Raw genomic sequence first — 19,618 nt, 5'->3', positions numbered from 1 at the left:
CCGCATTTTTTTATTGAGTGAGATTTCTGCAGTTCTCGAGATTATTTTGGAGGTGGATTACCATAGCAAACGACACGATTGTCAACGAGGGGATTCGCGCACGCGAAGTTCGATTGATTGCCGGCGACGGTGAACAATTGGGTATTAAGTCCAAGCGTGAAGCTTTACAGATCGCTGAAGACGCTAACCTCGATTTAGTTCTGGTTGCACCGAAAGCTAAACCACCAGTAGCCCGCATCATGGACTACGGGAAATACCGTTTTGAGTTGCAAAAGAAGCAACGTGAAGCACGGAAGAAGCAAAAAGTGGTCAGTGTCAAAGAAGTACGGCTCAGTCCTACCATTGATACCAACGACTTTAACACCAAGCTGAAGAACGCTAAGAAGTTCTTGGCCAAGGGTGAAAAAGTCCGGGTCTCAATCCGGTTTAAGGGTCGGGCAATTACGCATAAAGACATTGGTCGCGAGGTGCTCAACCGGATGGCTCAGGAAACTTCTGAAGTCGCTACGGTTGAACAACGGCCTAAGATGGATGGACGGAGCATGTTCTTAATGCTGGCGCCTATCGCTGAGACTAAGTAAGAATTGATTGGGTAGCTTTAGCTGCCGATTTAAGGAGGAAATTTCGTATTATGCCAAAGATGAAGACTAACCGCGCCGCAGCTAAGCGTTTCAAAGTGACTGCCAAGGGCGGTATCAAGAGTGCCAACGCATACACGTCTCACCGTTTCCACGGTAAGACCAAGAAGCAACGCCGGAACCTTCGTGGTACCCGGATGATGAACGAAACGACTATTAAGACTTACCATTCTTTATTACAAAAGTAAGCTAGTCGGAAATTTTTCGGGTCGACGAAATGTCGACATAATGTTTGAATTGATTTAGGAGGAAAAGATTATGCCACGAGTTAAAGGCGGTACTGTTACACGCGCACGTCGCAAGAAGGTTTTAAAGTTAGCTAAGGGTTACCGTGGTTCAAAGCACCGTTTATTTAAGGTTGCTAAGGACCAAGTCATGAAGGGCCGTCAATACGCCTTCCGTGACCGGAAAGCCACTAAGCGTAACTTCCGGAAGCTTTGGATTGCCCGGATCAACGCCGCAGCCCGGATGAACGGTCTGAGCTACAGCAAGTTGATGCACGGTTTGAAGTTAGCCAACATCGACGTTAACCGGAAGATGTTAGCTGATTTAGCAGTGAACGACGCTGCTGCATTCAAGGCCTTGGCTGACCAAGCTAAGGAAGCTTTGGCTGCTTAATTCAGTCAATTTGAAAGGGACTTCGCTGCGGCGGGGTCTTTTTTATTTAGAAACTAAGGATTGAACCTAAAAAATGTTTAGAACCATCGTCACTATGCGGCTCATGGCGTTGGTATTGGTTGATGGCCGCTTTATTGTAGAAGCCGGTCGCCTCCCGTGCACCAATAGGGAACTGGGAACACGCTTTTCGGCGGTTGAACCTCTATTTGACGGGCTCCCGGCTACTGGAGTGCTTGCCAGTAATAGTTGGTCTAACCCTGTGTAGCAGCTGATTTATCAACTAATTTTTGGCTGACGTAGGCAAGTTGACAACCGGCAAGGCAGACAGCACAGACAATGGTAACGCCACCAGAAAACAGTTGGGGATTCTCGACGGCTGATGGTGGTAAAATCGGCCAAAATTGCGTATAATAAAAAGCTAGACATGCCAATACTGGCAAACGAACGAAGGGGGGCAGTCACCCGCATGGTTTCTGGATTCAAACCCACGTGGATGGTTACGAACATATACGATTTGACGCCAACAGATTTGCGGGCCAACGGCATCAAGGCGGTCATGACCGATCTGGATAATACGCTGATTGCGTGGAATAACCCAGACGGCACGCCAGAATTGCATCATTGGCTCAATTTGTTGGAGCTGGCAGGGATTCAGGTGATTGTGGTGTCTAACAACAGTCGCGCTCGGGTTGACCGCGCTGTGGCACCATTTAACCTACCCTACATTCACCGGGCGCTCAAACCATTGGCTTGGGGATTGAATCGGGCCTTGCGTCGTTGGCATTTACGCCGCGACGAGGTTGTCATGGTGGGTGATCAACTGTTGACGGACGTCTGGGCTGCGCATCATAGCGGTGTCAGAAGCGTCTTAGTCAAACCCATTTTAAGCTCAGATGCCTGGATCACGAAGGGCAATCGGTTATTGGAAAAGGTAGTCATGTGGCGCTTGCGGCACAACTATCCCGAATTAACTTGGCAGGAGGATCTTAATGAACGAAAAACACATTGAACCGGTCGTCATTGATGGCGAGCCACTTCACTGCATTGGCTGTGGAGCGGTCGTGCAAACCACGGATAAGACGGCACCGGGGTACACCCCGCAATCCGCGCTCGACAAGGGTATCGAAAAAGAAGAAGTCTATTGCCAACGGTGTTTCCGGCTGCGGCACTACAACGAAATCGTGCCCGTCGGCTTGACCGATGATGACTTCTTACGCCTGTTGACGCAGATTCAAGACGCCAACGCCTTGATCGTGTACGTGGTGGACATCTTCGACTTTAACGGTAGTGTGATCCCGGGACTGCACCGCTTTGTCGGCGATAATCCAGTCCTGCTGGTCGGCAACAAAGAAGACCTCTTGCCGCGCTCACTGAAGCGCAGTAAGTTACGGGACTGGCTGCGCCAACGCGCCAACGAAGAGGGGCTACGGCCAATCGACGTGACGCTGCTGAGCGCCAAGACCAACCAATCTGTGGATGGCCTGTTACAATTGATCGATAAGTACCGGGGCGACCGGGACGTGTACGTGGTCGGGGTCACCAACGTGGGGAAGTCCACGCTGATCAACCAGGTGATTCGACAAAATACCGGGGTGCAAGACCTGATTACCACGTCACGGTTCCCTGGGACCACGTTGGATAAGATTGAACTGCCACTGGACGATGACCACGTGTTGGTCGATACGCCCGGGATCATTCAAAACCAACAAATGGCGCACTACCTGGACGGCAAGGACCTCAAGATTGTGACGCCGCAAAAGCCAATCAAACCCAAGAATTACCAACTCAATGATCAACAAACCTTGTTTTTGGGCGGGATTGCGCGGTTTGACTACACCAAGGGACCGAAGAACGGGTTCACGGCTTACTTTGAAAACAATCTCTACATTCACCGCACCAAGCTGGAAAACGCTGACGACTTTTACGCGCGGCAATTGGGCCAGCTGTTGACACCACCGCATGCCGACACGAAGGATGACTTCCCGCCGCTCGTGGCTCACGAATTTAAGACGACGGTCAAGAGTGACCTGGTCTTTGAAGGCCTGGGGTGGATCACCGTGCCAGCCGGGGTCAATGTGACTGGCTGGGCGCCCGCGGGTGTCGGTGTCTTGATTCGCCGAGCAATGATTTAAAAATTGGAGGACAACAACTTGCTACGAGGAAAACAAAAACGTTATTTACGGGCCCACGCCCATGCCATGCGCCCACTCTTTTCCGTGGGTAAAAATGGGCTGACCCAGACCTGGTTGGATCAACTGACCGGTGCTTTAGAAAATCGGGAATTGATCAAAATCAATCTGCAACAAAGCGCCGACGTTTCCGTTGACGAAACCAAGGCCTTTATCGAAGACAACACCGACATTCAGGTGGTTCAAACTATCGGGCGCGTCTTGGTCTTATACCGGGTCGCTACCGAGGCAGAAAACCAAAAGATTTCACCAATCGTGGAAAACATGTAGGGAGGTCTGGCAGTCGTGGTGAAGATCCTAGAACGAACGAGTACACAAGTGGCGACCCAATTAGCGGCGACCGCTAAGAAACGGCGAATTGGTATCCTGGGTGGGACGTTTAATCCACCGCATTTGGGACATTTGGTCATTGCGGATCAAGTGGCGACCCAGTTGGGGTTGGATAAGGTCTTATTCATGCCGGATGCCGAGCCGCCGCACGTGGATCGCAAGTTGACGATTCCCGCCAAGGACCGCGTGGCGATGGTCAAGGCGGCCATCAAGGACAATCCGCGGTTCGACTTGGAACTCACGGAAGTGCAACGGGGCGGTCGCAGCTACAGCTATGACACCATGTTACAGCTGACGCAGGCCCATCCGGAAAACCAGTACTACTTCATTATTGGTGGCGACATGGTCGCTTACTTGCCGAAGTGGTACCGCATCGATGAGCTGGTCAAATTGGTCCAGTTCGTCGGCGTTTGTCGTCAGGGATTTAATCGCGAGTCGCCGTACCCCGTCTTGTGGGTCGACGTCCCGCAAATCGGGATCAGTTCAACGATGATCAGAGAACAGGTGCGCCGGGGGCAATCCGTGCGTTACCTGGTCCCGACCATGGTCGATCTCTACATTAAGGAGCATCTATTATATCGTGACTGAACTAACCTACACTGAAAATATTTTTGCTGGGACGCGCGCGGAACTGTTGGCCAAAATTAGTCAACAGTTGAAGCCCAAACGGTTTAAGCACGTGCAACGCGTGGAACAAACGGCCATCGCATTGGCCAAGCGTAATGCTGTCGACCTGGAAAAGGCCAGCATTGCCGGTTTGGTTCACGATTACGCCAAGCAACGGCCGGACGAGGACTTCATCGCGGCCATCAAGCAGTACCACTTGGATCCCGTGTTGTTGGACTACGGCAACGCTATTTGGCATGGGGTCGTGGGGGCTGAATTGATCAAGCATGAGCTGGGCATTTACGATGAAGATATCTTGAATGCCGTGCGTCACCACACGACCGGGGCGGTTTACATGTCGCCCTTGGAACAAATCGTTTACATGGCCGACTACATCGAACCGCAACGGGACTTCCCGGGAGTCGATGAGGCGCGGCAATTGGCGAAAACGGACCTGGCGAAAAGCGTGGCGTTTCAAGCCAAGCACACGCTGCAGTATTTGGTCGAAAATGGCAAGCCAGTCTATCCTAAGTCGATCGACACCTACAACGCGTGGGTGCCACAATATCCGACTATTTGAGAGGGGAAACTATGGAAAGCAAAGCAGTTTTAGAAATCGCAGTGAAGGCTGCAGAAAACAAGCGTGCAGAAGGCATGGTGGCTTTAGACATGACCAAGGTCAGCTTAATGGCCGACTACTTCTTGATCATGGAAGCCAACTCGAACCGGCAAGTCCAAGCCATTGCTGATGAGATCGTTGACCAAATGAACGTTAACGACGTGGCCATTCGCGACGTCGAAGGTAAGAATAGCGCTGAATGGATCCTGATCGACTTGGGTGACGTGGTCGTTCACGTCTTCCAAAAGGACCAACGCAGCCATTACAACTTAGAAAAGCTCTGGTCAGACGCCCCAGAGATTGATCTGGGCCAATGGGTTGAAGCATGATCTATCAATCCTTTGCAGAGCTTTACGACGAACTTTTTGATCCAGCCATGTATGACCAATGGCTGGATTTTGTCGCTAACCGGGTGGCCCCAACCAGTGGGGAGCTACTGGACCTGGCGTGTGGGAGTGGCCGCTTAGGCGTCTTGTTGGCCCAGCACGGCTATCAGGTCAGTGGCTTGGATCTAAGTGAAGAGATGCTGGCGTTAGCCGCCAAGCACGCTGAAGAAGCCGATGTGACCATGCCGTTGATGGCGGGCAACATGTTGGATCTCAGTGCCATTGGGCAATACCAAACCGTGACGTGTTTTGCGGATTCATTTTGCTACCTGAGTGACTTGGATCAGGTGACCCAGGCCTTTGCTCAGGTGCACGATCACTTGGCGGTGGGCGGTCAGTTCTTGTTTGACGTCATCACGCCGCACCAAACGGATGACGTTTACCCCGGGTACATGTACAATTATGTGGATGAGACCCGGGCGTTCGTCTGGACCAGTTATGGGATCGAAGACGAGGCCCATGCCGCTGAACATGACTTGACCTTCTTCACGAAGAATGAAGAAACGGGCGAGTATCGCAAGGTGACGGAGTTGCATCATGAACGGACCTATCCGTTGGCAGATTACCAACGGGCCTTGGCCGCCGCGGGGTTGACCGTAAAACGCGTCAGCGCCGACTTTGGTGAACATGAGGTTGCACCCGACACGACTCGGTGGTTCTTTGAGGTGACACGGGAGGCGTAGACATGACGTTACAGGCAGTCGGCATCATCGCGGAATATAATCCGTTTCATAATGGGCACGCCTACCAGATTGATCAGGCGCGCCAACGAACGGGCGCCGATGTGGTCGTCGCCGCCATGAGTGGCAACTGGGTCCAGCGGGGCGAACCAGCCCTGATGGATAAATGGCAACGGACTGCGGCTGCCTTAGCCGGTGGGGTCGACCTGGTCGTCGAGTTGCCCACGGCGAGTGCCTTGCAGCCGGCGCATTTGTTTGCAGCGGGCGGTGTCCGGCTCTTAGCGGCCCTACAGTGCCATTGGTTGGCGTTTGGGACCGAACACCCGGACATGGACTATCAGCGCTTAATGGCGCATTTACCCACGAATCCGGCGACCTTCAAACGCTTTGACCAGACGTACGCGTCGCTCTTTCAGGGTTATCTGCGCGAGCAAACGGGCATCACGTTGAATGCCGCCAACGATATCCTGGGCTTCTTTTATGCCTTGGCCAATCAACGGGCGGGCCGACCGCTGACGCTGTTGCCCTTGGCGCGGCGGGGCAGTCAGCACAATGACGCGACGATTACGGCGGACACGGCCTTTGCCAGTGCCACGGCCATTCGTTCGGCCGCCTTGGCGGGGGATTGGGCTGCCATCGAACCAGTGGTGCCGACCAGTACCCTGACACGCTTGCAGCAGACGCCACTGACCAGTTGGCCGGATTTTTGGCCGTGGTTGCGTTATCAGCTGGTCAGCAGCGATGTCACCGATTTACGCCAACTGTATCAGATTACGGAAGGCGTGGAGTATCGCCTCAAGCGCGCGGCCTTGGCCAGTTCGACGTTTGCCACATTCATGCATGCGGCTAAGACCAAGCGGTATACGTACACCCGGATTCAGCGCCAAGCTGCGGGCATCTTGTTGCAGGCCAAACCAGCAGAGATGTTGGCGGGGCCGCAATACCTGCGTGTGTTGGGGTATTCGGCGGCCGGACAGGCGTATTTGCATCAGATCAAAAAGCAGGTGGCCCTGCCGCTGGTCAGTCGGGCCGACCGGGATTGGCAAAAGGGTCCCGGCGAATTGGACGACCGAGCCGGCGCCATTCGCACACTTTTGACGGGTATCGACCAGGATTACGGCCGAATTCCGGTAAAAAAAGACGATTCTGAATGACTATCAAGGAAATTACCTTGACATCACATTTTTTGACAGGTATAATTTATCACGTTGCATTGGAGGGATTGCGATGAAATGGTCGTTGACCGAGCTCCGCAAGAATTACCGAAATGAGCCACTTTCGTTCGACGAAACGTTGGATTTGAAGGCTGACTTAATGGAACGCTACGGCGATGACGTCTTGGATTTAAGCCCCGTTCATGCCCAGGGAATGGTTTCCGTGGTGGACGGTGACGTTGTGGTCGATGCACAGGTAACAGCGGACTTAACGGTCCCGTCTAGTCGGTCATTAGCGCCGGTAGACTTACCCGTAGATTTCAAAATGACGGAATTTTATGTTGCTGACGCCGCCGCGACGCAACGGTTTGAGAAGACCGACGTTGTGATGGTGGTCAAAGATGACCAAATCGATTTCGATAAGGCCGTCGGTGACAACATTATTTTACAAATTCCGATGCACATTCTTTCGAAAGCCGAAGAACAGGGCGAAAAGATGCCGACTGGTAATGACTGGGAAGTCGTTGCCGAGGCTGACCTGGAAAAGGTGGAGAAGGAAAATCAATCAGTTGATCCACGTCTTGCAAAGTTAAAGGATTTCTTCCCTGATCAGGATGATCAATAATCGCCTTTGTAAGCCTTAAAAATTTTTTCACTAGTGGATATAATTTATTTAAAGGAGGTGTTTTCTTTGGCTGTACCAGCACGGAAAACGTCTAAGACGAAAAAGCGTATGCGTCGGGGTCACATCAAGTTGGCTTCCCTGAACTTAACTCCTTGCCCTAACTGTGGTGAGTTGCGTAAGGCCCACATGGTTTGCCCAAGTTGTGGTTTCTACGATGGCCGTCAGGTCGTTGCGGTTAAGAACGCAAACAACTAATTTTAATTAGTCAAATGAAACTCCCACGAAGTCCGCGGCTTCTGGGAGTTTTTTTGCGGCCGTTGGTGACCACGACACTGGTTGCTGGCGTCGGCCGTTCGCTAGATTGGATGGCTGGCTGACCATACCCACGGGCGAACGCTCAACTACGGTGGTGGTTGGCCGCAGCACTGGTTGATTTGATGGTTGTTAATGCCATTTGCCTAAGCGCAAACGCTACTTGTAGACTGCGCCAGCTTCCCGTGGCAGTATCGCTTAGTGGTCAGAGGCATTTTAGCCAGTTAGCGATTTTAAAACACAGAACTTTAACAAATTTCACGTATAATAAGACTACACGAATAGGAGAGGTGATCTCGTGACGATTAAATTAATTGCGACTGATTTGAATGGGTCGTTGCTTCACAATGATCAGAGTTATAATCGGCCGTTGTTCAAGCAAGTGCTGCGTCAGCTGCAAGCACGGGGCGTGACGTTGGTGTTGGCTTCTGGAAATGAATATGCCCACTTGCGCGAGTTGTTTGCGGATGCGTTGGCGGACAATTTGGTCTTGGTCGCAGAAAATGGCGCGTCTATTTACCAACAAGACCAATTGATTTTTGACGGTAGCTTATCGCCGGCAGCTGTGACCCAGTTCGTCACGGTCGATCGGCAACAGGACTTTTTGCGGCACGCCTATGTGATTTTGACCGGGGCGCAAGGGTCATACACGGAGAGTGGGGCGCCACAGCAGCTGTTGGATGCCGCCAGTGCCTATTATGATAATTTGCAACAGGTCATGAGCTTACGGACTGTGACAGATAAGATTAAAAAGATCAGTATTTCCACACTGCCGGATCAAGCGGCCCAAATGGTCGAACAGCTGAACACGTACTTTGACGGTCGCTTGCATGCGCATGACAGCGGCTATGGCGTAATCGACGTGGTTGCCGCTAACGTAGGCAAGCTTCCCGCCATTCAGTGGCTAGCGCAGCGTTTGGGCCTCTCAGCGGCGAACATTATGGCCTTTGGCGACGGCGCTAACGACGTGCCCTTGCTTCAGTATGCGGCCCAGGGGCTGGCCATGCAAAACGCTGACCCGCAGATTCAAGCCGTGGCAACGGGCGTGACCCAGTGGGACAACGAACAAGATGGGGTCTTGCAGACCATCTTGACGCAAGTTTTAGGGTCGTCAGCGGACTAAACACGTTGCTGACTTAACTTACCCGAGGCTAGGGGCATCGTCGCCGGTGCAACTGCGGTATACTTTTCTGTGAACAAAAGGGGAAGGGACGCAGATGAAATCTTTGAGGCGTGACGTATTGGTACTGGTTCTCAGTATCGCACTGCTAGTGGACGGCTTCGAGCTGGTCGCTGCAGTCAGTGGCTCCCGGCAACTGGCTGGGAGTACCGCGCACGGTGAGATCGACGACCGGGTGCCAGTGACGTTAGTCCAGCAACAGGGTAAGTGGTAAGGGTAAAATTTAAGCAAAAAAAACGATACGTCTGGTCGGCTATTTCAAGCGGATCGGACGTCTTTTTTTACGAAAAAGGCGCGGTCAGATTTGAAAATTTCACAAAGTGGCCTGCAAGTCTTGAAAAATTGGTTGGACCAATTAATTATGATAAGGTTTCCGCTGAACGTGTTATAAATTCCTTTATATCAGGCTTTTACGGTGAAATTAAGATTAGAGATTTCATTTATCGACGATCAAATATTAAGAAAGTCTTGGGATTACCCCCAAATTTGCGGATTTTGTGGTAAAGCTTGTGAATTCCCGGTAGACTAACAGTAATCATTTGGAATAGGAGCCGAGAGCATGCGTAAACGATTGGGTCTCTTACTGGTGGTTCTCATTGGTGGCTGGTTTTTGCTACCAAGTCTGCAAGGGACGCTACCTAGAATAGTTGCAATGTCACAGACGATGGCCGCCCAAGCAACGCATGAATGGGAGACGCAATTGCCATTGATGGGGCGTCAGGATAAAGATACCGCGACCCCCGTTGAGTCTATCGTCAAGCCGCGAACGCTAAAGAAAACTTATTACTATCACTTTGCCGGCAGCGTGCCCAATGACCTGGAGTCGACGTTTGAGCAGGCCATTGCCGTCTACAATGAGACGGGGATCGTCAATCTGGTCGCGGGCGATGCCACGGAACGGCAAAACGGCCTGACGATTTTTGCCTATCGGATGACCATGCCGAAGAAACAGGCGGCGTATTTAGAACTGGGCAAAGGGGGACCCGAGATTGAAACGGTCACCGGATTTCAAGGCTATACTGCCAATCACGCTCAGGCCGGGCTTAATTTGACCTATGCCCAGAGTCGCCAAGTTTCCGTGGCGATTCATGAGGTGGGACACGCCTTGGGCCTCGATCACAGTGAGAGTCGCCACTCGGTCATGTACCCCATTGATCAGGGCAAGACGCATCTTTCGGCTGCGGATATTAAAACTTTGCGCAATCTATACGCGTGAGGCAATTTTCGGAGAATTGCCGGTGAGTTTTGACCAATCTTTTGCAGATTAATCGCTTACTTAGGTGCTATCAGGTAAACTATTCCTTGGCAATCAGAAAGGGGACGGTTAACGTGAAAAGATGGCATCACTGGTGGCTGCTGGTCGTGTTGGGCATTGGGTTAGTGGTCGGTGGGTGGGGGCAATCGTTGGCGACGGTGGCGTTACGCCAAGATCGCTGGGTCAATCATTTGGCTATGTGGATCGACAGTCCTCACGCGCAAACGCCCATTGACGCCGTGGCCCGGGCGCATCCCTTGCAACCGACGTATCACTATTATTTTGCAAATGCAGAAGCCCGGGAATTTCGCCAAGTGTTTGAACAAGCCGTGGCCATTTTTAATCAAACAGGTATCGTGCGACTGCTTCCGGGATCAGCGACCGATCACCACAACACGGTACGCTTCTTTACCTATCGAGACTCGGCACTGAAACATTCGGCGGTGGCTGAGCTGGGAAAGGGTGGCCCCCACATCATTCGTCGCCCCGGCTGGCAAATGCCCACGGTCAATCACGCGCAGGCGGGCTTGAATTTGGCGCATCCGGAATTACGCATCCGTCTGTCAGTTGCGGTCCACGAAATCGGCCATGCGGTCGGCTTAGCGCACAGTGACAATCCGAAATCGGTGATGACGGCCATGGACCAGGAACAAGAATACCTGACGGCACCAGATCTGGCGGCGTTGCGGCTGTTGTACCGGTCGTTTTAGGCTTTGGTGAGGTTGGGAGGCGCTGAAGGTGATTAGGCTTGTGATACTGTGAAGACAATCAATAGCGTCAGCGTTACTGAAGAAAATTTCGCTAGAGGTTGGCTTCAGAGCTGGTAGTTCCGATTGCCAGATGGGGGGTCTCTAACTAGAAGAGTTTCGTCGGTCAGTCAACGCTAATTAAGTGGATGGCAACTGTCAGGTCAGTCGCAGTCAGTGGGTTAAACGGCTGGTTTAGGTGGTGTTGCTACAGTAGCCGAGCAGCTCAGACTGAGTAGCAGTGAACAACCCAAGTCCATCTGAGCAAGACAAAAAAGAGGTTGCCGTCCGCCTGAGCGAACGACAACCCCTAGATCAAATCAGTGGCTTATTTAGTAAAGTCAACAACCATCCGGCCAACGATTTGGTTGTTCTTCATTTCATCAATGATATCATTAACTTCGTCAAGACGACGGGTTTGCACGATTGGGTGAACCTTGCCTTCAGCACCAAATTGGAAGGTTTCGGCTAAGTCTTGCCGCGTCCCAACTAAGGATCCGCGAACGGAGATACCATCCAAGACCGTCTTAGCAATGTTTAATTCCATGTCACCTTGTGGTAAGGCCACGGCAACCAATTTGCCATCTGGCTTCAAGGCGTTGACGGATTGCGTGAAGGCATCCTTGTTCACAGCCGTGACTTGGGCATTGTCCACGCCGCCAACTTTTTCTTGGATCTGTTCAGCAACGTCACCGTCATGCCGGTTGATCAGCAATTCAGCACCGTTAGCCTTAGCAGCGGCCAACTTGTCAGGGTTCCCATCAACGGCAACCACGTGGGCACCGAAGACGTTGTGGGCGTATTGGATAGCCAAGTTACCTAAACCACCGGCACCAACGACTTCAACCCATTGACCAGGCTTGGTTTCGCCGACCTTCAGGGCCTTGTACATGGTCACACCGGCACAAGTTAAGGAAGTGGCTTCAACTGGATCCAAGCCATCTGGTACCTTAACGGCGTAGTTGGCGTCCACGATGCATTCTTCGGCCATCGCGCCATCAACCGTGAAGCCAGAGTTCTTGACGTTGCGGCAAAGGGTTTCCCGACCAGTCAAGCAGTATTCACAGTGGCCACAGCCCTTGAAGAACCAAGCGATAGAAACGCGGTCGCCAATCTTCAGGTTCTTAACATCATCGGCAACTTGGATAACTTTACCGACACCTTCATGACCAATGATCCGGCCGGGTTGCTTACCGAAGTCACCGGCAGCGACGTGTAAATCGGTGTGACAGAGACCACAATATTCCATCTTTACCAAGGCTTCACCGTGCGTAATGGGACGCAGGGTAACATCCTTAATATCTACGTAACCATCAACTGAATCGCGAATAACTGCTGCTTTCATGAAAACAATCCCTCTTTCTTTTTATCTACAAGACTCAGTATACTGCAAAAGTTGTCACTTTCAAGTGAAATTTTGCACAAAAATTATTAAGATTTAATCAAGATGACTGATAAGTGGCACTGTGCCGCCTATTCATTGTCATCATAAGCTATTTAACAATGTGAAGCAAACGACATAACCGTTTTCAAAAGCTAACTTAACTATCGAATGCAACCGGTTGAATTTTACAAGTGAAGGATTTTTTGCCGGTTTAGGTGCTTAAGATTAAACTAAATGTGAGAAGCCACGCTGATTTGCATACAAGTAAGAGGAAATATGATAAAATTAAATGTTGAAATGAATATCGGACGGCCACTGCCAGTGAGGCTTTAACTGGTGGTGCCGCCGTGAAATAGCCAGAGGAGTTAAAGTGTAATGAGTCGAATTTTAATTATTGAAGATGAAAAAAACCTTGCCCGCTTTGTCGAACTAGAACTAAAGCATGAAGGTTATGAGACCAACGTCCAATTTAACGGACGGACCGGCTTGGAAGCTGCCTTATCCCAAGATTTTGATGTCATCTTATTGGATCTGATGTTACCTGAATTGAATGGAATCGAAGTGGCCCGGCGGGTGCGTGAAGTGAAGAGTACGCCGATCATCATGATGACGGCGCGCGATTCCGTGATTGATCGGGTCTCCGGGTTAGACCACGGGGCCGACGATTACATCGTCAAGCCATTTGCGATTGAAGAATTGTTGGCACGGGTCCGGGCCCTGCTGCGGCGGATTCACCTGGAAGGCGAACAGAAGAACACCAAGCAAACGACCGTGAAGTTTAAAGACTTGACGATTGAAAAGGAAAATCGCATCGTCCGCCGTGGCGACGAGGTGATCAACCTGACCAAGCGGGAATACGAATTACTCCTGGCGTTGATGGAAAATATCAACGTGGTCTTGGCCAGAGACGTCCTGTTGACCAAGGTTTGGGGCTACGAGTCTGAGGTTGAGACCAACGTGGTCGATGTATACGTCCGTTACTTGCGGAACAAAATTGATGTCGCCGGCCAGAAGAGTTACATCCAGACGGTTCGGGGGACAGGGTACGTGATGCGTTCGTGAAATCGCCAGAAGAACCTAAAGTTCCTGAAAAACCAGCGGTCCCTGAGCCGCCAGTAGCGGCCACGGTGGCAGATGATGATCAAGCTAAGAAGCCCGGGTTTCGGTTCTCGTTAAAATGGGAATGGGCCTTGTCAACGGCTTTTGGCGTGTTGGTCATTTTCGCGGTCATCGTCCTGCTGATCTTTAACAGCTTCATGACGGTGTTGATGCGTCAAGAAAAGACCCACGTCGCAGATACGATGAACGTGGTGGTCGAAAAGCTCAATACCCAAAAGCAACCATTGACGGGCGCTCAGGTCAATCAACTACTGCGACCACGGACGGTCTTGTCAGAGACCAAAAAGCCCACGGGCCCGTACAACAACGCGGTACTTACTAGCCTGGCGCGCGACAGTCAAACCGTCACGGTCTATGACCAAAAAGGGCACCCGTTGTTTGCGACACGCCAGAGTCCCTTGGCATTTCAGAAGTCCAAGAAGCAGCGCATTTCGACTAGAAAAATCAACGGCCGCAAGAACCTGGTCGGCATCGCGCCAATTCGGGCCAAGCAGGGCGATACGATTTTAGGTTACGTGCAGGTCACGGACAATCTCCGCGACTATCGTGCCACCCAGGTCAAGTTATTACAGATTGATCTGGTCCTCGGCATGATGGCGGTCTTGGCCGCCGCCGTGCTGAGCTATAGCCTGGCGACCTTCCTGTTACGGCCGGTCGAGGCCATTCGGGACACGATTCACGCCATGCGTGAGGATCCCAAGACGGATCGCCGGGTGCCGGAAATGCATCATCAAGATGAACTCAGTGACTTGGGCGGCCTGTTTAACGACATGTTAGACACGACGCAACGCTACATGGACCAGCAACAACAGTTCGTGGAAGATGTCTCCCATGAACTGCGGACGCCAGTGGCCATTATCCAGGGCCACATGGAAATGCTGGATCGCTGGGGCAAGGATGATCCAGAGGTCTTGAATGAATCGATAAAGGCTTCTTTACAAGAGACCAAACGCATGAAGAGTCTGGTCCAGGAAATGTTGGACCTGCAGCGAGCCGAGCAGATTGAGGTCAACTACCCCAATGAGGTCTCGGATGTCAGTGAAGTGGTCGAACAAGTCTTTGACAACTTCAAGATGATTCATCCAGATTACGTCTTTATCTTAGACAATGACGTCCAGCGGCCGGTGCAAGCACAGATCTACCGGAATCATTTGGAACAGATCCTGATTATTCTGATGGATAATGCGGTCAAGTACTCCCAGTCGCGCAAGGAGGTTCACATGAGCTACGAGAGCGATTCGCGCAGCTTGGAGGTGGCCGTGCAAGACTTTGGGGAAGGAATCTCGCAGGAGAATCGGGACCGCGTCTTTAACCGTTTCTATCGGGTCGACAAGGCGCGTTCTCGCACCAAGGGGGGCAATGGGCTAGGTCTGGCCATTGCCAAGCGGTTGATTGAGGCTTACCACGGGCGCATCACCATTGAAAGCGCGCTGGGCCAAGGCTCCGTCTTCCGCATCTCCCTGCCGATTTTGTCGGACAAAGACGCCCAGCTCTTGACGGAAAAGAAGGAACAGGCCCAAGCGGCCAATGATGTGCCGGGAATCAAGTCAGAACTGTTAGCGGATACGTCAACGACGGACCAATCAACGGATGAAACACCAAAATCATAAAACTTTGAAGGACTGCGGCCTAGTGGCGAAGCAGTCCTTTTTTAGATCCTGGAAACAATCGCCCAGCTTACGGTTGTCACAGTAACCCACTCAGTTTTTCGCGTTTTAACAAACCTTAAGAAATGAGGATTGACAACGCCACGAAAGTTCAGTATCCTATGGTAACTAGTTAATTACATGAGTAACTAACCAACATAGGGGGATCTTTCAAGATGAAAATTTTAAGTAAGTTAATCGCGGTCGTGGCTGGTTTAGCCGTTTTGGGTGTCGTTGGAGCTGTTATTTTGCCCGGTGTGACCAAGAATAAGCACAGTGAGTGGGCGATGGCCGCCGACAACGTCAATCCACTGGTCAAGACGGAAACTGTCTACGCCTCGACCAACGCTAAGCCGGTGCGTCACTATATCGGTGGTGGCGGTGAGGACGAGTACGTGTACCAGCTGTTGACCTACAACGATCAGGGGAAGGCCCGCACGTTGACCTTTGACGCGCAGTGGCGGTTGAAGCCCAATAAATTCCTGAAGATCACCACCAAGGGCCAGAATGTCGAAAATTGGGAAAAGGTCGACCGGGCCGCAGTACCGAGTGGTGTGCGGCAGAATTTGATGGTGGATTAGCGCCAAGTGGACCACATCAGGGGAGTCGCTTACCAGGTCTGCGTGGTTGTCTCAATTGCCTGAGAATATTTTTGGCTAATGCCAACTAGCAGACGGCAGGGCATACAACAGTTTTGGGAAAAGTAAGTACCGAATCACGGGCCGTATTGAACTAGCGATTGTGACTTTATGGTCATCTACTGCGGCTGGCGTTAGCTCCTAATCGATGAAGTGGCTATCATTGCCCATGACGGCATGCAGCTTTGAACCATGGTAGTAGGCCCATTTCGTGGCCTTATAGCTTTTATTGGCGATATCCTTTAGGTAAGCACCTAATAACTGACCATCTATGATTGATGGTCACAACACGATATGATTACCTCATCAAATAAATTGGTGAGGTTTTTACTATGAATAAACCAGAAATCGTGCAAGTCAAAAAGATGGCCCAGTCCTCAAGTCTTGAGGATTGGGCCATCTCTTTACTATTGTCACTTCGATCTAGGAACCCTAATGCGTACAGACGATAGTGGGCGACACGAACGTCCAATCATCGAAGCTTATTTGTCAGTGCGTAATTACTTGTGATGTTGTTGCTTACCAGCGTTTCGATTCCGATTCTTCTGACTGACCTTCTTAGCCGTGGCTTGCTTGGCAGCAGGTGTTACGACCTTTTTCGGAACGACAGGTGCAGCGGGTGCCGGTTGATCCTTCATTTTTTCTTGGATCTCACGGCGAATCCGTGGCCGGTAGAAGTTGATGATCAACGTTTGCAGGCAGGCGAACAGTCCACCGACGAAGAAGTACAACCCTAATCCGGCTGGGGAGCTCATCGTGAAGAACAGAATCATCACGGGTGAGAGCAGCAGGGTAAAGCGCATTTGCTTCTTTTGTTCTTCCGGCATGCCTAGCAGGGATAAGTATCCTTGTAGCAGGTAGGACAGGAAGGAGAGCAGGGCTAGAATCCAGCTGGCTTTCCCCAACGGGATGTTCATGAACACTGCTTTGGAGAGCTCAGGTGAATAACGAATCGCGGCGTACAGGGCGGCGAAGATGGGCATTTGAATCAACAATGGCAAACACCCGATTCCACCGGTCATGCTGATACCGTTGTTGCGGTACAGCGCCATCATAGCTTGGCTGGCCGCTTGTTGTTCCTCTGGCGTGGAGGCTGCTTTTTGTTGCTTTTGCAGCGCGGTCATCTGCGGCCGGATCATGGAGATCTTTTCTTGTTGGACGGTGGCGTTGCGCATTTGCTTGACCATGACGGGCAGTAAGACCATTCGCACGATCACCGTCAAAACGATAATGGCCCAGCCGTAGCTACCGCCAAAGATGTGTGCCAGCCAGTCCATCACGTGTTGCCCAGGCACGGCTAGGTAATCGTACACGAAGCCGTAGGGTTTACCGTTTTTGGTCTGGACACAGCCACTGAGGACCAGTGCCAGTGCCGCGAGGGCCGCGGTAACCGAGAATTTCTTGGAGATTTTCATATGCTATTTTGAACCCCTTTATGATTTTAAACGTGTAGAGCGTAGACGCCCCCAGCGGCAAAATCGCCGTTAACATCAACCATCTTACTTGATTTGGCGGGCTTTTTCAATTGATTATGCGGAAGTCACTGAAATGTTTGACGGGTAAGTTAGTGATGGTGAGGTCGGTGACCTGAATCCAGGGGGATAATCCGTGTTGGAGCTGATCGGTAAATTGACTAAGCAGTGTGGCCGACGCGCTGGCCACAATGGCGACTTGGCCGTTGGCGAGATTTTGCACGGTGCCAGTAATGCCGAGTTGATGGGCGAGTTTACTGGTTGACCAGCGAAAGCCGACGCCTTGGACCAGGCCACTGACCAGAATCTGTTGGGTCTGCATGACTACCCAGGCCTCCCTTCAAAAAAATTCACTTTAATCATACCGCGAGTCGCCGGTGCTGCCTAGGGATATGGTAGAATTAGGAAAAGAATTCAGATGGGAGTAAGGATACCGTGACAGAAAAAATTACGTCGGGACAAAATAAAAAGGTCAAGCAGTGGCGGGCACTGACCACGAAAAAAGGGCGCAAGGCGACCCAAACTTACCTATTAGAAGGGTGGCATTTGGTCCAAGAAGCCATCAAGGCCCATCATGACTTAACGGCCATCATGGGCACGGCCGAACAATTGGCCGATCACGCCGCGGAATTACCCGCGGGGGTGGCCACCTACGAACTGACCGACAGCATCGCCCAAACGATTGGGGATACCGGGACGCCCCAGGGCATCTTTGCCACGGTCCCGTTGCCCAAGGATACCGCGGGCGACCCGCAAACGGCTGATGGGGTCTGGTTGTTTTTGGATTACGTCCAAGATCCCGGTAACATCGGGACCATGGTGCGGACGGCCGACGCTGCCGGACTAACAGGCGTGGTCTTCGGTAAGGGGACCGCGAGTCGTTTCTTGCCGAAGGTCTTGCGGTCGATGCAGGGGAGTCAATTCCACATCCAACTGGTCGAAGCGGACCTGCACGACTGGATCAGTGCCTTTACGGCGCGGCATTTGCCAGTCTACGGCACCAATTTGGACCGCAACGCCAAGAGTTACCGCGACGTCCCGCCATTAACGGCTGGAGCCATTGTCATGGGCAATGAAGGCAACGGCATGGCCCCCGACCTACAGCAGATGACCACGCGTAACCTCTACATCCCCATCAAGGGCCAAGCAGAATCCCTCAACGTCGCGGTCGCAGCGGGCGTCGTGATGTTCCGGTTGGTGAGCTAGAGCTGAGGCTGCGTCAGGCGGAAATACGGTCTGCTCTGCAGGTGATGCGCTCCAGAACATCAACGAACAGGGGTGACACCGCGCCTTTCTTCGGCGAGCAGGTCCGGTCTGTCCCCCGGGGTTTCACCCTTGGAGCGGTCAACGATTTACCCCGGTGGTGGCGAGAAAAGCTAAAGAAAAGGTAAACCCACTGAAAAATCAAGCAAGATGGTTGCAATTTGGCCAAAACCAAGTATCATATAAGGATAAGATGACTGAATATCATAATTTTAAATGAAAAGGAAGCATTCTATGACCAAACTTACTTGGCGTGATGACCCCGAGTACCTTGCTTTAGTTTCTGATTTGTTGGCCAAGGAGCCGGTCCAACGCCTGGCGAATTATACCCAGCACCATCATTCTGACCGATTAACACACTGCATTTCAGTGTCCTACAACAGTTATTTGATTGCGAAGAAACTTGGTTTGAATACCCGGGCCACTGCGCGGGGTGGGTTGTTGCATGATTTGTTTTATTATGATTGGCGGACGACGAAGTTCAATCTGGGTTCGCACGCGTTTATCCATCCACGGGTCGCTTTGCGCAATGCTGAAAAGCTGACCGACTTAAGTCCCATGGAAAAGGATATTATCTTGAAGCACATGTGGGGCGCCACGCTCGCTATGCCGAAATACCGGGAAAGTGCCATTGTTTCTCTGGTCGATGATTATGAAGCGGTCCACGAATTCTGTGGTCCCGCTCGTAAGCGAGTCGAAGCCCTCATGAACAAAGTAACGCCGAACGCCTAGTTTCAGTGAAACCTGGATGGGAGGCA

General features: G+C 51.6%; 25 protein-coding genes. 22 read left to right on the top strand and 3 right to left on the bottom strand.

The window, feature by feature from the left end; all coding sequences use genetic code 11:
• The first annotated feature begins 56 nt into the window (after positions 1 to 56).
• The 17 genes from infC (at position 57) to EGT51_RS06680 (ending at position 11,302) form a co-directional block, all read left to right on the top strand.
• Positions 57 to 581: a translation initiation factor IF-3 gene (gene infC / locus EGT51_RS06755; protein WP_125575282.1), complete on the top strand. Its 525-nt coding sequence runs from the start codon at positions 57 to 59 to the stop codon at positions 579 to 581.
• A gap of 50 nt (positions 582 to 631) precedes the next feature.
• Positions 632 to 826 carry a 50S ribosomal protein L35 gene (gene rpmI, locus EGT51_RS06750; protein ID WP_135367985.1) on the top strand — a complete coding sequence of 65 codons (195 nt, stop codon included), beginning with the start codon at positions 632 to 634 and terminating at the stop codon, positions 824 to 826.
• Between the two features lie 70 nt (positions 827 to 896).
• Complete coding sequence (gene rplT, locus EGT51_RS06745; RefSeq protein ID WP_125575242.1) at positions 897 to 1,256, top strand: 50S ribosomal protein L20; 360 nt, start codon at positions 897 to 899, stop codon at positions 1,254 to 1,256.
• Between the two features lie 466 nt (positions 1,257 to 1,722).
• A complete protein-coding gene (locus tag EGT51_RS06740) occupies positions 1,723 to 2,265 on the top strand; it encodes a YqeG family HAD IIIA-type phosphatase (RefSeq protein WP_125575241.1) in 543 nt (180 codons plus the stop codon).
• Complete coding sequence (gene yqeH, locus EGT51_RS06735) at positions 2,246 to 3,388, top strand: ribosome biogenesis GTPase YqeH (protein ID WP_135367984.1); 1,143 nt, start codon at positions 2,246 to 2,248, stop codon at positions 3,386 to 3,388. The genes EGT51_RS06740 and yqeH overlap by 20 nt, the downstream gene beginning before the upstream one ends.
• An 18-nt stretch (positions 3,389 to 3,406) precedes the next feature.
• The gene (locus EGT51_RS06730; RefSeq protein WP_135367983.1) at positions 3,407 to 3,715 is read left to right on the top strand and encodes a YhbY family RNA-binding protein; all 309 of its coding nucleotides are present in this window, start codon (positions 3,407 to 3,409) and stop codon (positions 3,713 to 3,715) included.
• A gap of 15 nt (positions 3,716 to 3,730) precedes the next feature.
• Complete coding sequence (locus EGT51_RS06725; RefSeq protein ID WP_135367982.1) at positions 3,731 to 4,363, top strand: nicotinate-nucleotide adenylyltransferase; 633 nt, start codon at positions 3,731 to 3,733, stop codon at positions 4,361 to 4,363.
• Positions 4,353 to 4,961, top strand: coding sequence for a bis(5'-nucleosyl)-tetraphosphatase (symmetrical) YqeK (gene yqeK, locus EGT51_RS06720; protein ID WP_167850166.1), 609 nt, complete (start codon positions 4,353 to 4,355; stop codon positions 4,959 to 4,961). Before EGT51_RS06725 ends, yqeK begins: the two co-directional genes overlap by 11 nt.
• A gap of 11 nt (positions 4,962 to 4,972) precedes the next feature.
• Positions 4,973 to 5,329, top strand: coding sequence for a ribosome silencing factor (rsfS, locus tag EGT51_RS06715; RefSeq protein WP_135367980.1), 357 nt, complete (start codon positions 4,973 to 4,975; stop codon positions 5,327 to 5,329).
• Positions 5,326 to 6,069 (top strand): class I SAM-dependent DNA methyltransferase, encoded by a 744-nt coding sequence (locus EGT51_RS06710; RefSeq protein WP_135367979.1) that lies wholly within the window; start codon positions 5,326 to 5,328, stop codon positions 6,067 to 6,069. The genes rsfS and EGT51_RS06710 overlap by 4 nt, the downstream gene beginning before the upstream one ends.
• A 2-nt stretch (positions 6,070 to 6,071) precedes the next feature.
• Positions 6,072 to 7,220: a nucleotidyltransferase gene (locus tag EGT51_RS06705; protein WP_135367978.1), complete on the top strand. Its 1,149-nt coding sequence runs from the start codon at positions 6,072 to 6,074 to the stop codon at positions 7,218 to 7,220.
• A 73-nt stretch (positions 7,221 to 7,293) separates the two neighbouring features.
• Positions 7,294 to 7,845, top strand: coding sequence for a DUF177 domain-containing protein (locus EGT51_RS06700; RefSeq protein ID WP_135367977.1), 552 nt, complete (start codon positions 7,294 to 7,296; stop codon positions 7,843 to 7,845).
• 66 nt (positions 7,846 to 7,911) lie between these two features.
• Positions 7,912 to 8,100: a 50S ribosomal protein L32 gene (gene rpmF / locus EGT51_RS06695; RefSeq protein ID WP_125575232.1), complete on the top strand. Its 189-nt coding sequence runs from the start codon at positions 7,912 to 7,914 to the stop codon at positions 8,098 to 8,100.
• 355 nt (positions 8,101 to 8,455) lie between these two features.
• A complete protein-coding gene (locus tag EGT51_RS06690) occupies positions 8,456 to 9,280 on the top strand; it encodes an HAD family hydrolase (protein ID WP_135367976.1) in 825 nt (274 codons plus the stop codon).
• 94 nt (positions 9,281 to 9,374) lie between these two features.
• Positions 9,375 to 9,551 (top strand): hypothetical protein, encoded by a 177-nt coding sequence (locus EGT51_RS12950; RefSeq protein ID WP_167850160.1) that lies wholly within the window; start codon positions 9,375 to 9,377, stop codon positions 9,549 to 9,551.
• Positions 9,552 to 9,896: 345 nt separating this feature from the next.
• On the top strand, positions 9,897 to 10,553 hold the full coding sequence (locus tag EGT51_RS06685) for a matrixin family metalloprotease (protein WP_135367975.1): 657 nt from the start codon (positions 9,897 to 9,899) through the stop codon (positions 10,551 to 10,553).
• Positions 10,554 to 10,666: 113 nt separating this feature from the next.
• Positions 10,667 to 11,302, top strand: a complete 636-nt coding sequence (locus EGT51_RS06680; RefSeq protein WP_135367974.1) for a matrixin family metalloprotease — start codon at positions 10,667 to 10,669, stop codon at positions 11,300 to 11,302.
• A gap of 364 nt (positions 11,303 to 11,666) precedes the next feature.
• Here the strand turns inward: EGT51_RS06680 and adhP are convergent, their stop codons facing one another.
• Positions 11,667 to 12,683 (bottom strand): alcohol dehydrogenase AdhP, encoded by a 1,017-nt coding sequence (gene adhP, locus EGT51_RS06675; RefSeq protein WP_135367973.1) that lies wholly within the window; start codon positions 12,681 to 12,683, stop codon positions 11,667 to 11,669.
• Positions 12,684 to 13,097: 414 nt separating this feature from the next.
• On the opposite strand from adhP, the gene EGT51_RS06670 reads away from it, so the two are divergent.
• The 3 genes from EGT51_RS06670 (at position 13,098) to EGT51_RS06660 (ending at position 16,068) form a co-directional block, all read left to right on the top strand.
• Complete coding sequence (locus EGT51_RS06670) at positions 13,098 to 13,784, top strand: response regulator transcription factor (RefSeq protein ID WP_020090053.1); 687 nt, start codon at positions 13,098 to 13,100, stop codon at positions 13,782 to 13,784.
• Positions 13,785 to 13,849: 65 nt separating this feature from the next.
• Entirely contained in the window at positions 13,850 to 15,451 is a 1,602-nt protein-coding gene (locus tag EGT51_RS06665) for a HAMP domain-containing sensor histidine kinase (protein ID WP_135367972.1), read from the top strand.
• 212 nt (positions 15,452 to 15,663) lie between these two features.
• Entirely contained in the window at positions 15,664 to 16,068 is a 405-nt protein-coding gene (locus tag EGT51_RS06660) for a YxeA family protein (protein ID WP_135367971.1), read from the top strand.
• A gap of 557 nt (positions 16,069 to 16,625) precedes the next feature.
• Here the strand turns inward: EGT51_RS06660 and yidC are convergent.
• The gene (yidC, locus tag EGT51_RS06655; protein WP_135367970.1) at positions 16,626 to 17,540 is read right to left on the bottom strand and encodes a membrane protein insertase YidC; all 915 of its coding nucleotides are present in this window, start codon (positions 17,538 to 17,540) and stop codon (positions 16,626 to 16,628) included.
• 106 nt (positions 17,541 to 17,646) lie between these two features.
• A complete protein-coding gene (locus EGT51_RS06650) occupies positions 17,647 to 17,919 on the bottom strand; it encodes an acylphosphatase (RefSeq protein WP_135367969.1) in 273 nt (90 codons plus the stop codon).
• A 113-nt stretch (positions 17,920 to 18,032) separates the two neighbouring features.
• Here EGT51_RS06650 and EGT51_RS06645 point away from each other — a divergent pair, with 113 nt between their 5' ends.
• Together EGT51_RS06645 and EGT51_RS06640 are read left to right on the top strand one after the other, a co-directional pair.
• Positions 18,033 to 18,803: a TrmH family RNA methyltransferase gene (locus EGT51_RS06645; protein ID WP_135367968.1), complete on the top strand. Its 771-nt coding sequence runs from the start codon at positions 18,033 to 18,035 to the stop codon at positions 18,801 to 18,803.
• A 291-nt stretch (positions 18,804 to 19,094) separates the two neighbouring features.
• The gene (locus EGT51_RS06640; RefSeq protein WP_125575222.1) at positions 19,095 to 19,592 is read left to right on the top strand and encodes an HD domain-containing protein; all 498 of its coding nucleotides are present in this window, start codon (positions 19,095 to 19,097) and stop codon (positions 19,590 to 19,592) included.
• Positions 19,593 to 19,618 lie beyond the last annotated feature (26 nt).

It is taken from the genome of Levilactobacillus suantsaiihabitans (genome assembly GCF_004745505.1).
Taxonomy (GTDB): domain Bacteria; phylum Bacillota; class Bacilli; order Lactobacillales; family Lactobacillaceae; genus Levilactobacillus; species Levilactobacillus suantsaiihabitans.
Note: the sequence above shows the minus strand (reverse complement) of the source record. Positions and strands in the feature narration are given on the sequence as shown.